Origin of the sequence: Methylobacterium sp. CCH5-D2, from assembly GCF_001556475.1 — a bacterium.
GTDB classification, from domain to species: domain Bacteria; phylum Pseudomonadota; class Alphaproteobacteria; order Rhizobiales; family Beijerinckiaceae; genus Methylobacterium; species Methylobacterium hispanicum.
In genome coordinates this window covers 1-14,470 of the sequence record NZ_LSIX01000198.1, presented here as the reverse complement: position 1 = coordinate 14,470, position 14,470 = coordinate 1, and the positions used below count along the sequence as shown (strand labels likewise).

The window sequence follows — 14,470 nt, the reverse complement described above, 5'->3', positions numbered from 1 at the left end:
CCGCCCTTCTGGTCGCTGCCATCCGCTTCCGGCCCGCGGCTTCGGGTGAGCGGCCGCGGGTCAGCTGGGCCACGCTCTCGGCCGGGCTCGCCTATATCCGCTCGCAGCCCGTGGTGCTCGGCGCGATCAGCCTCGACCTCTTCGCCGTGCTGTTCGGCGGCGCCACCGCGCTCCTGCCGATCTTCGCCGCCGAGGTGCTGCATGTCGGGCCCCTCGGCCTCGGGGCCCTGCGCAGCATGCCGGCGGCGGGCGCCGTCACCATGGCGATCTGGCTCGCCTACCGTCCGCTGCGCCGCCACGCGGGCGCCCGGATGCTCCGGGCGGTCGCCGTGTTCGGCCTCGCCATCGTGGTGTTCGGCCTCTCGACCTCGCTCACGCTCTCGATGCTCTGCCTGTTCGTGACGGGCGCGGCCGACATGATCAGCGTCTACGTCCGCCAGAGCTTCGTCCAGGGCGAGACCCCGGACGCCATGCGGGGCCGGGTCGCGGCGGTGAACACGGTCTTCATCGGCGCCTCGAACGAGCTCGGCGAGTTCGAGTCCGGCCTGCTGGCCGCGGCATTGGGCGCCGTGCCGGCCGTGGTGGCGGGCGGCGCGATCACGGTGCTGATCGCGGTGGCGTGGGGCCGGCTGTTCCCGGCCCTGCGCGACCGAGACCGGCTGCTGAAAGAGGGGTGAGAGGTCCGCCTCCACCCCATTATCCATTTCGCGACCAAACCGGTACCGATTATGGATAAACCCTGTTACATCAGCACCTTGATTCACTTTGATGACGGTGGGGCGTCATGGATCCGGAAGCGCCGGGCTACCGGGAACTCGATGGCGATCAGGTGCGCCAGCTCATCAACACCGAGCAGGTGTTCGAGGCGTATCGAGAGGCGCGCGCCGAGCTCGGCGACCGGTTCGCCGGTTCGATGGCCTGGAAGACGGTGAGCGGCGGATCCTACCTCTACCGCGCGCGGGCCGGCACCTGGAAATCGCTCGGTCCGCGAAGCGCGGAGACGGAGGCGCTGCACGCGCGTTTCACGGAGGGGCGAGCTCGTGCCCGCGCGCGCAGCGCCGACCTCGCGCGGCGGCTCGACCGGATGGCGGCCGTCAGCCGCGCCGAGCAACTCGGCAGGATGCCGGTCATCGCCGCGCGCATCCTGCGGGCGCTGGCCGAGTCCGGCCTATCCCGGCCCATTGTCGCGACGGTCGGCACCAACGCCCTCTTCGTCTACGAGCGGATGGCGGGCGTTCAGATCGCCGAGTCCCGGCTCGAGACCGCCGACATCGACCTGCTCTACGACGCGCGGACGAGCCTGAAACTCGTCGCACCGGAGGTGACCGCGAACGGTGTGGTCGGCCTTCTCAAAAAGGTCGATCACTCGTTCGAGATCCTGCGCAAGGGCGGCTTCCGCGCCGCGAACCGGGACGGCTACATCGTCGATCTGATCACGCCGGCCGGGAAGGATCCGATCCGCCCGAGCGAGCCGCGGCGGATCGGCGCCGAGGCGGACGATCTGGTCGCGGCGGAGATCACCGGTCTCGCGTGGCTCGTGAACAGCCCGAAGGTGACGGCGACGGTCCTAGACCTGCGCGGCTACCCGGCGGAGATGGTGGTGCCCGATCCCCGCGCCTTCGCCCTACACAAGGCTTGGCTGTCGTCGCGGGACGACCGCGATCCCGGCAAGCGACGCCGCGACCGGGCACAGGCGGAACTGGTCGCGGCCCTCGTCGCCCGCTACCTGCCGCATCTCGGCTTCGACGATCCGGCCTTGCGGGCGCTGCCCGCCGCCCTGCGCCGGGAGGCGCCGTCGCTGCTCCCGGACGACGCGCCCGAGCGCGCGCACGACCGCCTGGAACCGGACTGGTGAGCGCCCCTCACCGCCCCGCGAGCAGCGGCGACCAAGTCGGATCGGAGGCGTAGGAGGGGGTCGGCACGGGCTGCTCCACCTTGCCGGTGATGTCGACCATGTAGAGCTTGCCGCCGCCCTGGCCGCCCGGATCGCGGAAGAACAGCACGTACTGGCCGTTCGGCGCGAAGGTCGGGCCCTCGTTGTGGAAGCCTTCCGTGAGCACCCGCTCGCCCGAACCGTCCGGCTTCATCACGCAGATGGCGAAGCCGCCCTTGCGCTGGCGCGTGAAGGCGATGAGGTCGCCGCGCGGCGACCACGCCGGCTGCGAGGCCGAGCCCTCGCCGAAGGAGATGCGGCGCGGGTTCGAGCCGTCGGCACCCATCACGTAGATCTGCTGCGAGCCGCCGCGGTCGGACTCGAACACGATCTGCGAGCCGTCCGGCGAATAGGTCGGCGAGGTGTCGATCGCCATGCCGTTGGTGATCGAGCGCTGCGCCTTCGAGGCGAGGTCCATCGTCACGATGTCGGCGTTGCCGCCCTGCTGCACGCTCATCACGAGGCGGCGCCCGTCCGGCGAGAAGCGCGGGCTCGCGCTCATCGAATCGACGTTGCCGACCGCCTGCCGCGTCCCGGTCTCGAGGTTGATCACCTGCACGCGCGGCTGGTGGCCGGTGGCCTGCGCCATGAAGGCGATGTCCTGGGTCGCGGGCGAGTAGCGCGGCGCCACGATGGCGTTCTCGCCGGTGGTGATGGCGCGGACGTTGGCGCCGTCCTGGTCCATCACCATCAGGCGCTTGCGGCGGTTCTCCTTCGGGCCCGACTCGTCGACGAACGCGATGCGGCTGTCGAACCACGGACCGATGCCGGTGATCTTCGTATACACGGCGTCGGAAATGAGGTGGCCGGTGCGGCGGGCGTTGGCCGGATCGGTAGCGTATTGCTGGCCGGTCATCTGCTGGCCCGACGTCACGTCCCAGAGTCGGAACTCGACCTTCAGCCGCCCCCCGCCGTCGCGCGAGACGCGGCCCGTCACGAGGCCCTGCACGCCGGTGGCGCGCCACTTGTCGAAGGCCGGCGCCGCGTCGAAGGCGGGGTTCTCGGGAAAGCGCCCCTTGTCGAGCGGCGTGAAGTAGCCGGAGCGCCGCAGGTTGTTCGCGACCACCCCGGAGACGAGGCCGCCGAGGCTCGGGTCGCCCGCGAAGTCGGCGATCGCGATCGGCAGCGGCTGGAAGGCGCCCCCGCCGATGCGCAGCTGGAGCTGCGCCTGGGCCGGCAGCCCGAGCAGCGCGAGGGCCAGAAGAGGGGCGAGGAAGGCCAGGAGCGTGGCGAGCGGCGCCGTGCGGCGTCGCGGGTGAGCGAGATGCATGCTGGTCAGGTCCGGTCGCTGGATCGGTGCAGGGGGAGCCGGGGCGTCAAGTCGCCGTGAACTCGAACTCCGCGTTGATGGCTTTCCAGTCGTTGTAGAACGGCGCGTACTGGGCCGGGATCTTGTAGGGCGCGCAGCGCCGCACAGCGCGGAGCGCCGCCGAAGCGATCGACTGGTCGGTCGCGTTCTGGCCCGAGCGCATGACCCGGGGTTCGCTGCCCAGCGTCCCGTCCGGGTTCAGGCGGATGTCGAGCACCGGCAGGATCACGCCCTGCGAGGCGCCGGGCGGGGCCGAGTAGCAACGCTCGATCTGCTGCTGCAGCATGCCGACGAGCGCGTCGCGCATCGAGGGCGAGAGCTTCTGCGACGTCCCGGTCGCCGCGCCGAGCGAGGCGACGCGCTGCACGTCGCGGCCCGTGGCACCGGTCGATTGCGAGGGCGACTTCGAGGCGAGCAGGGACTTGATGTCGCCCGCGTTGAACTTGTCGGCGATCTCGGCCTGCTTGCGGGCCTTGGCCTCGGCATCCGCCTTGGCCTTGGCATCCGCCATCGCCTTGGCCTTGGCGGCCTTGGCGGCGGCTTCGGCCTTCGCGGCGGCCTCCGCCTTGGCCTTGGCGGCGGCCTCCGCCTTCTCGCGCTCGGCCTCCGCCTTCTCGGCCATCTGCTTCTGGTGCTCGGCCTCCTTGCGCTCGGCCTCGGCCTTCGCGGCGGCATCCGCCTTGGCCTTGGCAGCAGCCTCGGCCTTCGCCTTCGCGGCGGCATCCGCCTTGGCCTTGGCCTTCGCTTCGGCGGCGGCCTCCGCCTCCTCGCGCTCGATCAGCTTGGCGAGTTCCTCGCGCTTCTCCGCTTCCGCCTTGGCGGCCTCGGCCTTCGCCTTCGCCTCGGCCTTGGCGGCGGCAGCCTTCTCGGCAGCGGCCTTCTCGGCGGCCGCAGCCTTGGCGGCCTTGGCGGCCTTGGCGGCCTCGGCCTTCTCGGCGGCGGCCTTCTCCGCCGCGGCCTTCTCCGCCGCGGCCTTGGCCTCCGCGGCCTTGGCCTCCGCCTTGGCCCGCTCCTCGGCGGGGTCCGGCTCGCTCATGCGCAGCGCCATCGCGTCGGCGTTGGCGACCTTCATGTCGGCGGTGCGGGTGGGCGCGGTCGGCGAATCGACCTTGGCGTTCTCGGGCTCGCGCTCCTCGAACTTTTCCGCTTGCCGGTCGGCACGGGGCTTGGCGTCGGAGAGCGGCTTCTCGGCGTTGCGCTCGCCCTTGGTCAGCTCCGAGAACTGGTTCTCGGTGATCACCTCGACGGGCACGCCCTCCTGGGCCTCCGGCAGCGCCGGGGCCGAGATGCCGATGATTGCGGCGGCCACCACGGCGACATGGGTGCCCACCGAGATCCAGACCCCCGGTTCCCTGCGGTCGAGCTTGAGTGCCACGCTGGCGCCCCGTTATCGCTGGTCGGGCTCGGTGACGAGGGCGACCTTGCGGAAGCCCCCGCCGGTGACGATCGCCATCACCTGGGCGACGCGGCCGTAATCGACGCGCTTGTCGCCGCGCACGAAGACCCGCTCCTCGGTGCCGGACTTCGAGGCCTCGGTGAGCTTGGGCACGATCGTGTCGTCGGAGAGCTCGTCCTCGCCGAGGAAGACCTGGCCGGTCTGGCGGATCGACAGGGTGATGGGCTTGGTGTCGGAGTTGAGCGGGGCCGCCTTGGATTGCGGCAGGTCGAGGGGCACGCCGACCGTCATCATCGGCGCGGCCACCATGAAGATGATCAGCAGCACCAGCACGACGTCGATGAACGGCGTCATGTTGATCTCGTTGATGGCGCCGCCGCGGCGCCCGCCGCGCCGCCGCCTCGTGCCGGCCTTGCCGCCCGCTGCCATGCCCATGGGTTCGGCTCCTTCCGGGTCAGGCGGCGAGCGAGAGGCGCTCGTCGATCTGGCGGGAGAGGATCGCCGAGAACTCGTCGGCGAAGCCCTCCAGCCGCGACTGGGCCTTGGCCACCTCGGCCTGGAGCTTGTTGTAGGCGAGCACCGCGGGGATCGCCGCGAACAGGCCGATCGCGGTGGCGAACAGCGCCTCGGCGATGCCCGGTGCCACGACCGCGAGCGAGGTGTTCTTGGAGGCCGCGATCGAGGTGAAGGCGGTCATGATGCCCCAGACCGTGCCGAACAGGCCGATATAGGGGCCGGCCGAGCCGATCGAGGCGAGGAACAGGAGGCGGGATTCCAGCCGCTCCACCTCGCGCTGGATGGTGACGTCGAGCGTCTTGTCGATGCGCTGGCTGAGCGACTGGATCTGACGGCCCGAGCCCTCGAAGGAGCGCTTCCACTCGCGCATGGCGGCGACGAACACCGCGGCGAGGCCGGTGGCCGGACGGTCGTTGAACGAGCGGAACAGCTCCTCCAGCGAGCGGCCGGACCAGAATGCGTCCTCGAAGGAGTCCATCTCGGCGCGGGTGCGGCGGAACAGCAGGGTCTTGTCGACGATGATCGCCCAGCACCAGACCGAGGCGCTGAGCAGGCCCACCATCACGATCTTCACGACGAAGTGGGCCTGCAGGAACAGGCCGAGCAGGCTCATATCGGCGACCGGTGCGTGGACCGCCATGGCGTCGGCTGGATTCATGGACCTGTTCCTCGGTGCCCCGGAGAGCGCCCGTACCGAAGCGGGCAAGGCTCGCGCTCGGGCCAAATCGTCGAACGATTTCAACGGCAATCGCCGCCGAACGTGTCGAAGTTAGGGCCGTGCCGGGGCCGCCCGCGTCGCCCGGATGCGTGAGGTTCAGTTAAGGCCCTGGCAGGGTTAAGGATTGGTTGCCGGAGTCAGCCTCTGCCGCAGGCGCTCGGGCAGGCGGATCGCCCGTCCGCCGCGCACGCAGGCCACCACCACCTCGGCGCGCACCAGCGCCTCCTCGCCCCGCATCACGGCCTGGGAGAGGTGCATCGAGGCGCCGCGCAGCTCCCGCGTCGCGGTGACGATCGTGAGCGCATCGTCCATGCGGGCGGGCTTGAGGTAGTCGATCTCCATGCGGCGCACCACGAAGACGAGGCCGTCCGCGTCCCGGTGCAGGTCGGACTGGTCGCCGGCCAGGTCCCGCAGCAATTCGGTGCGGCCGCGCTCCATGAAGCGCAGGTAGCTCGCGTGGTAGACGAAGCCCGAGAAATCGGTGTCCTCGTAATAGACCCGCACCGGCAGCCGGTGCGCGTCGGCGCGTGTGGTCGGATCCATGGATGCCCAAGTCTCGAGAGACGCGGGCTTCTAACGACTGGGGCGGCCGATGGCGAGGGCGAGGGACGCCCTCAGATCTCGATCTCGGTGCCCACCTCCACAACCTGCCGGGTCGGCACGCAGAAATAGGCGCCGGTGCGTTCGGCGTTGCGCTGCATGAAGGCGAACAGGTTCTCGCGCCAGGGCATCATGCCCCGGTCGTCGCTCTTCGGGATCACCGTCTCGTGGCCGATGAAGACCGTCATGTCGTCGAGGATCGCGGCCGGCAGATGCCGGTGCTCGACGGCGCAGCGCAGGCCCTCGGGGATCGAGGCGTCCTCCATGAAGCCGTAGCGCAGGATCAGCCGGTAGAAGTCCGGCGCCAGCAGGGTGGCGCGGGCGCGCTCGGTCTCGGGCACCGTCGGCGTCTCCTCGTAGAGCGCCGTGACGATGACGACGCGCCGGTGCAGCGCGTGGCTGCGCTCGACGAAGCGCGACAGGTGCAGCGGGATGCCGTGGGTCGCCGCCGACAGGAAGGCGCCCGTGCCGGGCAGGCGGACGACGTCCCGGTGCTGCAGGTTCGCCAGGAAGGCGGCCTCCGGCTGGCGCATCGCGGCGCGCGCCTCCTCGATCAGATGGTTGCCCCGCCGCCAGGTCAGCATCATCAGGGCGACGAAGCCGGCGAGCACCAGCGGAAACCAGCCACCCTCGAACAGCTTCACGCTGTTGGCGCCGAGGAAGACCAGGTCGATCACGAGGAAGAAGCCGTTGACGGCCAGGATCGCGGGCAGCGCGTAGCCCCATCTGTGCGCGATGAGGGCGGCCAGCACCGTGGTGATCGCCATCAGCAGCGAGACCGCGATGCCGTAGGCGCCGGCGAGCGCGTCCGAGGTCTCGAACACCACGACCGCCGTCAGCGTGGCGGCGGCGAGGAGCCAGTTCACCGCGGGCACGTAGATCTGCCCGCGCTCGTCGGGCGCGGTCTGGACGATGCGCATGGCGGGCAGGAAGCCGAGCTGGATCGATTGCTGGGTCAGCGAGAAGACCCCTGAGATGATCGCCTGCGAGGCGATGACGGTGGCGAGCGTCGCGAGCCCGATCAGCGGGTAGTGCGCCCAGTCCGGGGCGAGGCGGTAGAACGGGTTCTCGATGGCGTCGGGCTCCAGCAGCAGCCCGGCGCCCTGGCCCAGATAGTTGATGACCAGCGCGGGCAGGACGAGGGCGAACCACGAGACCCGGATCGGCCCGGCGCCGAAATGGCCGAGATCGGCGTACATCGCCTCGCCGCCGGTCACCGCCAGGAAGGCCGCGCCCAGCATCGCGAAGCTCACGCCCCAGCCGGCATGGCCCATGAACTCCACCGCCTTCAGGGGGTTGGCGGCGGCGAGGATCTCGGGTCGATGCCAGATCCCGCCGAGGCCGAGCAGGACGAGCACGCAGAACCAGACCAGCATCACCGGGCCGAACATCCGACCAATGAAGGCGACGCCCTTGCTCTGCACGAGGAACAGGGCGACGAGGATCGCGAGCGTGATCGGCACCACGAAGCGCCCGAGGGCGGGGGCGTCGACCTTCAGCCCCTCCACCGCGGAGAGCACCGAGATTGCGGGCGTGATCGCGCCGTCGCCGTAGAGGAGCGCGGCGCCGACGAGGCCGACCACGAGGAGGAGAGCCTGCCAGGTGCCGGGTTTGGCGTGGCGGGCGCCGAGGAGCGCCAGCATCGCCACGATGCCGCCCTCGCCGTTATTGTCGGCCCGCAGGATCAGCACCGCGTACTTGATCGAGACGATCAGGACCAGGGCCCAGAGGATGAGCGAGACGGCGCCCGTGACCGCGACCGGGTCGGCGCTGTGCGCGCCCGGGTTGGCGGCGCGCACCGCCTCCTTGAAGGCGTAGAGCGGGCTCGTACCGATATCGCCGTAGACGACCCCGAGCGCGCCGAGCAGCAGGGCGGGCCTCAGCCGGCCGCGCTCTTCGCCGGCCTCGCTCCCTGCGCGGACCTTGCTCTGGCTCACGTTCGGCTCCGGGCAGGCGCGACCCGACCCGGGTCTGTCGGGCGCTACAACGCGCGACCGGGCTCCCCGGTCCCATCGCGCCGCGAAGGATAAGAAACCTGCGGCCCGCGCGCCACGTCCGCGAGTTCGTCGGGGCAGGGCGCGTCCCGGCCCAGGCAGAGCACGGGGGCGGCGACGCGCGGGCGGATCGCGGCCGCCACGGTCTCCGGCGGCGTCGGCGCGCCGGGGCTCTCGCTCACCGCGACCGCCCGCAGCGGAACGGCGTGGAGCCGCAGGGTCTCGCAGGCGGTGAGCGCGTGGCTGATCGCGCCGAGATAGCTGCCGGAAACGAGGAGCGCCGGGATCCCCAGGGCCTTGAGCCAGTCGAGGCCGGTTGCGTCCGGCGTGACCGGGCTCATCAGGCCGCCGACGCCCTCGATGATCAGGATGTCCTCGGCGCGGGCCATCTCGGCCCGGCACCACCCGACGAGGTCGGGCAGCGCGAGGGCGCGGCCCTCCAATGCTGCCGCCTGATCGGGCGCGAGCGGGGCGACGTAGCGCCAGGGCGAGCAGGCCGCGACGGTCTCCGGTGTCGGCGCGAGCCCCTGGGCGTCCAGCAGCCGGGCGGTGTCGCTCGCGGCGAAATCCGGATGGTCGAGGGGCGGGACGCCGCTCGCCAGCGGCTTCAGGGTGCGGACCCGGCGCCCCTCCGCGATCAGCCGCCGGGTGAGGGCGGCGGTGACGTAGGTCTTGCCGATCTCGGTGCCGGCACCGGCGATGAACAGGGCGGGCATGGCGTGATTGCGATGAACGATGGGGCGCGGCGCGTGCCGCTCTCCCTCCCCCGCAGAGGGGGAGGGACGTCACGCGGGTCAGACCTGATAGGTGCCGTGGCAGTGCTTGTACTTCTTGCCCGACCCGCAGGGGCAGGGCTCGTTGCGGCCGACGCGCCCCCAGGTGGCCGGGTCGGCGGGGTCGCGCTCCAGCACGGCGCCGTCGGCCGAAAGCCCCTGCGCCGCGTAGCCGAGGGCCGGGCCCGCGCCGCCGTCGCTGCCGGAGCCCCGGCCGAACTCGTTCTCGCCGGTGACCGGGTCGAGGTGCTGGGCGAACATCGGCGGCAGGCTCGGCGCCTCGCCCGGGAAGGGCTGAGCCCCCGCCTGGTCCGGCTCCTGGAACATGATCTCGACCCGCGAGAGCTGGCCGGTGACCTGCTCCCGCAGGCTCGTCACGAGGCTGTTGAACAGATCGAAGGCCTCGGACTTGTACTCGTTCAGCGGGTCGCGCTGGGCGAAACCGCGCCAGCCGATCACCTGCCGCAGGTGGTCGAGGGTGACGAGATGCTCGCGCCAGAGATGGTCGAGGGTCTGCAGCAGCACCTGCTTCTCGATATAGGCAGTGACCTCAGACCCGTTCTTCTCGGCGCGCTCGGCGTAGGACTCGTCGGCGAGCTTGCGCAGGCGCTCGCGGATCTCCTCGTCGGCGATGCCCTCTTCCTTGGCCCAGTCCTCCACCGGCACGTCGAGGTTCAGCACCTCGGCGATGCGCTGGGCGAGACCCGCCGTGTCCCACTGCTCCGCGTAGGCGTTCTCGGGGATGTGGGCGGCCACGAGGTCGTCGATCACGCCGTGGCGCATGTCGTCGACGGTCTCGCGCACGCTCTCCTGGCCCATGAAGTCGCGGCGCTGCTCGAAGACGACCTTGCGCTGGTCGTTCATCACGTTGTCGTACTTGAGCACGTTCTTGCGCATGTCGAAGTTGCGCGCCTCGACCTTCTGCTGCGCCTTCTCGATCGCCTTGTTGATCCAGGGATGGATGATCGCCTCGCCCTTCTCCAGACCGAGCTTCTGCAGCATCCCGTCCATGCGGTCGGACCCGAAGATCCGCATCAGGTCGTCCTGCAGCGAGAGGTAGAACTTCGAGCGGCCCGGGTCGCCCTGGCGGCCGGAGCGCCCGCGCAGCTGATTGTCGATGCGCCGCGACTCGTGGCGCTCGGTGCCGATGATGTAGAGGCCGCCGGGCAGGGCCTTCTTGCGGCCCGCGGCCGGGTCGGCCGGCTCGCCGGTGGCCAGCACCTTGGCGCGGTTCTCGGCGATCTCGGCCTTGATCGCCTCGACGGCCGCGTCGCGCTCCGGCCCCTCGGCGACGCCCGCGAGCTCCTTCTCGACCCGCATCTCGACGTTGCCGCCGAGTTTGATGTCGGTGCCGCGGCCGGCCATGTTGGTGGCGATGGTGATCGCGCCCGGCACGCCGGCCTCGGCCACGATGTAGGCCTCCTGCTCGTGGAAGCGGGCGTTCAGCACCGCGAAGCGCTTGGTGACGCGGCCCTCGCGGGCGGCGGCGTAGACGTCGGTGAGCGCGTTCGGGTCGGAATAGTCGAGCGCCGTGTAGCCGTGCTTGCGCAGCAGGTCGGCGAGGTACTCGGACTTCTCGATCGAGCCGGTGCCGACCAGCACGGGCTGCAGCCGGGAATGGGCCCGGTCGATCTCCTCGATGATCGCCTCGTACTTCTCCTCGACGGTGCGGTAGACCTGATCGTCCTCGTCGACGCGCTCGACCTCCTTGTTGGTCGGGATGTCGACCACCTCGAGCTTGTAGATCTCGGCGAACTCGTCGGCCTCGGTCGAGGCGGTGCCGGTCATGCCGGCGAGCTTCTTGTAGAGGCGGAAGTAGTTCTGGAAGGTGATCGAGGCGAGCGTCTGGTTCTCGGGCTGGATCGTCACCCGCTCCTTGGCCTCGAGCGCCTGGTGGAGCCCCTCCGAGTAGCGCCGGCCCTGCATCATGCGACCGGTGAACTCGTCGATGATCACCACCTCGTCGTTGCGGACGATGTAGTCCTTGTCGCGCGTGAACAGGGTGTTGGCCCTGAGCGCCTGGTTGACGTGGTGGACGAGGCTGACGTTGTGGGCGTCGTAGAGGTCGCCCTCCTTCAGGATCCCGGCCTCGCGGAGCGCTTCCTCGATGAACTCGTTGCCCTCCTCGGTCAGCGAGACGGTGCGCTGCTTCTCGTCGAGGTCGTAGTAGGACTTCTGGAGCTGGGGCATGATCGCGTCGACCGCGACGTAGAGCTCCGAGCGGTCGTCCACGGGGCCGGAGATGATCAGCGGCGTGCGCGCCTCGTCGATCAGGATCGAGTCGACCTCGTCCACGATGGCGAAGTTGTGCCCCCGCTGCGCGAGCTGGGACATCTCGTACTTCATGTTGTCGCGGAGATAATCGAACCCGTACTCGTTGTTCGTGCCGTACGTGATGTCGCAGGCGTAGCTCGCCTTGCGCTGCTCGTCGTCGAGCCCGTGCACGATGGTGCCGACGGTCAGCCCGAGGAAGCGGTAGACCCGGCCCATCCACTCGGCGTCGCGGGAGGCGAGATAGTCGTTCACCGTGACGACGTGGACGCCCTTCTCCGAGAGGGCGTTCAGGTAGACGGGCAGCGTGGCGACCAGGGTCTTGCCCTCGCCGGTGCGCATCTCGGCAATGCCGCCCTCGTGCAGCACCATGCCGCCGATGAGCTGCACGTCGAAGTGGCGCTGGCCGAGCACGCGCTTGGCGGCCTCGCGCACCGTGGCGAAGGCCGGGACCAGGATGTCGTCGAGGGTCTTGCCGTTGGCGAGTTCCGCCTTCAGCATGTCGGTGCGCGCGCGCAGGGCCTCGTCCGAGAGCGCCTGAAGCTCGGGCTCCAGCGCGTTGATCGCCGCGACGCGCGGGCGGTAGCCCTTGACGCGGCGGTCGTTCGAGGAGCCGAAAATCTTCTTGGCGAGATTGCCTAGCATCGTGGACCTACGGACGCGCGAGCCCGTCGGCGGCGTACCGCCACGGGCCGGTCTTGGCTGAGTTGGCCGGGCTTATAGAGGTAAACATCGGGTCGCGCACCTGAAAGAGGCGGTGCCCACAGGCGGGTGCTTTCGCGCCGGCCGCGCCTCCGGCCCCCGGGCCGGTACCGTTCGAGGGCCGTCCTCACGATCGGGTGTTCCGGGCAGGGACTGATCTGCGGCGACGCTTGCGTTCGGCACGCGGCCAAGCCACCTGTGTCGCCGAAAGCCGTGCCTCGAACCTTTCAGAAGGTCGTTCAGGATCCCGCACCCGCGGGAAGCGCGGCCGCCGCACGCCGAGGAATTCCGACGCCATGACGAAGCCGACCCATCTCCTGCGCGCCAGCGCCCTCGCGCTCGCCCTCGCGATGCCGGGGCTCGCCTCGGCCCAGGCCCCGGCATCCAAGGCGTCCGAGGCCAAGGCGCCTGAGGCCAAGGCGTCCGAGGCGAAGGCGGCGGAGACGCCGGCCCCAGCGCCGATCGCGCCCGACACGGTGGTGGCCAAGGTCAACGGCCAGCCGATCACCGGCGGCGACCTCGCCGTCGCCTCGGACGACCCGGCGCTCTCGCTGCCCGGCGTGGACGAGGCGCAGAAGCAGGGGCTGCTGGTCGACTACCTCGTGGACCTGAAGGTCGGCGCCCAGGCCGCCGAGGCCGCCAAGGTCGCCGACACGGCGGACTTCAAGCGCAAGCTCGCCTATTTCCGCGACAAGCTCCTGCTCGACGAGTACCTCGAGCGCGAGGCCAAGAAGGCCGCGACGCCCGAGGCGGCGCGCGCGGTCTACGACCAGAGCGTCAAGCTGATGAAGCCCGAGGAGGAGGTGCACGCCCGCCACATCCTCGTCGACAACGAGGCCGAGGCGAAGAAGATCGCCGCGCGGATCAAGGGCGGCGAGGATTTCGGCAAGGTCGCGGCCGAGGCCTCGAAGGATCCGGGCTCGAAGACGGAAGGGGGCGACCTCGGCTGGTTCACCAAGGAGCGCATGGTGAAGGAATTCGCCGACGCCGCCTTCAAGCTGCCGGTCGGCCAGGTCTCTGACCCGATCAAGACCCAGTTCGGCTGGCACGTCATCAAGGTCGAGGAGAAGCGCGTGAAGCCGCTGCCGACCTTCGACGAGTTGAAGGAGCAGATCGACCAGCACCTGATCCGCAAGGCGCAGCAGGACCTGATCCTGAAGCTGCGCCAGGACGCGAAGATCGAGCGGACCAGCGCGGCCCCGCCCTCGCCGAGCGAGGCGAAGCCCGAGGCCGCGGAGCCGAAGAAGCCGTAAGGGAGGAGCGAGGGCGGGGCCGCGCTCCCGGGTTCCCAGAAGCCACATCGTCGTCCCGGGGCCGCGCCAGCGGAACCCGGGATCCATGGACACCGGGCGCCTCGTCCTGCCGCTCCGGCATGCGTGGATCTCGGGTTCGCCAGCGGCGCCCCGGAAGCATGGAGAGACCGTCGGGAGACGGCGCGCCACGCTATCGGGCCGTCGCGGCCGTCGTGGCCCGCATGTCCTCCGCCACGCGGGAAAACCGCGCCCTGCGCCCCGCCTCCGGTTCCACGCGCCGCGTTTTGCCTCTAGCTAGGGGCCCCGGGCCGCGCCGGTGGGCGGGCGAGCGACAAGGATCGGCGGATTTGGATCTCTATCCTGCCACCTCCCACGCGGCGGGCGACCGGCTGGACCCCGTCGCGATCATCGACATCGGCTCGAACTCGGTCCGCCTCGTCGCCTACGATCGGCTCGGCCGCGCGCCGACCCCGATCTACAACGAGAAGGTCCTGTGCGGCCTGGGCCGCAACGTGCTCACCACCGGCCGGCTCAACGAGGAGGCGGTGCGGCGGGCGCTCTCCGCGCTCGCCCGCTTCCGGGTACTCTGCGACACGATGGGGGTGAGGCGCCTGCACGTGCTGGCCACAGCCGCCGCGCGCGACGCCGAGAACGGACCCGACTTCCTGGAGGCGGCGCGGAACGCCTGCGGCGCCGAGATCCAGCTCCTGTCCGGCCGGCGCGAGGCCGAGTTGTCGGCGCTCGGCGTGATCTCGGGCTTCAACGCGCCGGACGGCGTGGTTGGCGACCTCGGCGGCGGCTCGCTCGAACTCGTGGATGTGCGCGGGGCCGTGGTGGGGCAGGGGGTGACGATGCCGCTCGGCGGCCTCGCCCTGCAGGACCTCTCGGGCGGCTCGCTCAAGAAGGCGGCCAAGCTCGTGCGCGAGCACATGCGCAAGGCCGCCCCGCAGCTCGAGACGCTCAAGGGCCGGACCTTCTACGCGGTCGGCGGCACGTGGCGGGCGC

Annotated in this window: 11 protein-coding genes and 1 pseudogene; 4 read left to right on the top strand and 8 right to left on the bottom strand. The window is 70.6% G+C overall.

Annotation, left to right across the window (positions count from 1 at the left end):
* The coding region (locus tag AX737_RS37930; RefSeq protein ID WP_197430467.1) for an MFS transporter at positions 1 to 677 on the top strand (677 nt) is incomplete at its 5' end.
* 107 nt (positions 678 to 784) lie between these two features.
* Positions 785 to 1,855, top strand: coding sequence for a nucleotidyltransferase domain-containing protein (locus AX737_RS37925; protein ID WP_066919524.1), 1,071 nt, complete (start codon positions 785 to 787; stop codon positions 1,853 to 1,855).
* Positions 1,856 to 1,862: 7 nt separating this feature from the next.
* On the opposite strand, the gene tolB is transcribed toward AX737_RS37925, so the two are convergent.
* The 8 genes from tolB to secA all read right to left on the bottom strand — a co-directional run bounded on the left by tolB (position 1,863) and on the right by secA (position 12,155).
* Positions 1,863 to 3,203, bottom strand: coding sequence for a Tol-Pal system beta propeller repeat protein TolB (gene tolB / locus AX737_RS37920; RefSeq protein WP_066919522.1), 1,341 nt, complete (start codon positions 3,201 to 3,203; stop codon positions 1,863 to 1,865).
* Between the two features lie 46 nt (positions 3,204 to 3,249).
* Entirely contained in the window at positions 3,250 to 4,617 is a 1,368-nt protein-coding gene (gene tolA, locus AX737_RS37915; protein ID WP_066919520.1) for a cell envelope integrity protein TolA, read from the bottom strand.
* Between the two features lie 12 nt (positions 4,618 to 4,629).
* Positions 4,630 to 5,073, bottom strand: coding sequence for an ExbD/TolR family protein (locus tag AX737_RS37910; RefSeq protein WP_066919518.1), 444 nt, complete (start codon positions 5,071 to 5,073; stop codon positions 4,630 to 4,632).
* A gap of 19 nt (positions 5,074 to 5,092) precedes the next feature.
* Positions 5,093 to 5,812 (bottom strand): protein TolQ, encoded by a 720-nt coding sequence (tolQ, locus tag AX737_RS37905; RefSeq protein ID WP_066919516.1) that lies wholly within the window; start codon positions 5,810 to 5,812, stop codon positions 5,093 to 5,095.
* Between the two features lie 177 nt (positions 5,813 to 5,989).
* Positions 5,990 to 6,415 carry a tol-pal system-associated acyl-CoA thioesterase gene (gene ybgC, locus AX737_RS37900; protein ID WP_066919514.1) on the bottom strand — a complete coding sequence of 142 codons (426 nt, stop codon included), beginning with the start codon at positions 6,413 to 6,415 and terminating at the stop codon, positions 5,990 to 5,992.
* Between the two features lie 71 nt (positions 6,416 to 6,486).
* Positions 6,487 to 8,343: a KUP/HAK/KT family potassium transporter gene (locus AX737_RS37895; protein ID WP_238231912.1), complete on the bottom strand. Its 1,857-nt coding sequence runs from the start codon at positions 8,341 to 8,343 to the stop codon at positions 6,487 to 6,489.
* Positions 8,344 to 8,453: 110 nt separating this feature from the next.
* Positions 8,454 to 9,182: a dethiobiotin synthase gene (bioD, locus tag AX737_RS37890; RefSeq protein WP_082772891.1), complete on the bottom strand. Its 729-nt coding sequence runs from the start codon at positions 9,180 to 9,182 to the stop codon at positions 8,454 to 8,456.
* 78 nt (positions 9,183 to 9,260) lie between these two features.
* On the bottom strand, positions 9,261 to 12,155 hold the full coding sequence (gene secA, locus AX737_RS37885) for a preprotein translocase subunit SecA (protein ID WP_066919510.1): 2,895 nt from the start codon (positions 12,153 to 12,155) through the stop codon (positions 9,261 to 9,263).
* Between the two features lie 353 nt (positions 12,156 to 12,508).
* On the opposite strand from secA, the gene AX737_RS37880 reads away from it, so the two are divergent.
* A complete protein-coding gene (locus AX737_RS37880) occupies positions 12,509 to 13,465 on the top strand; it encodes a peptidylprolyl isomerase (RefSeq protein WP_066919508.1) in 957 nt (318 codons plus the stop codon).
* Between the two features lie 347 nt (positions 13,466 to 13,812).
* A pseudogene (locus AX737_RS37875) lies at positions 13,813 to 14,470 on the top strand (exopolyphosphatase); the annotation flags it as partial.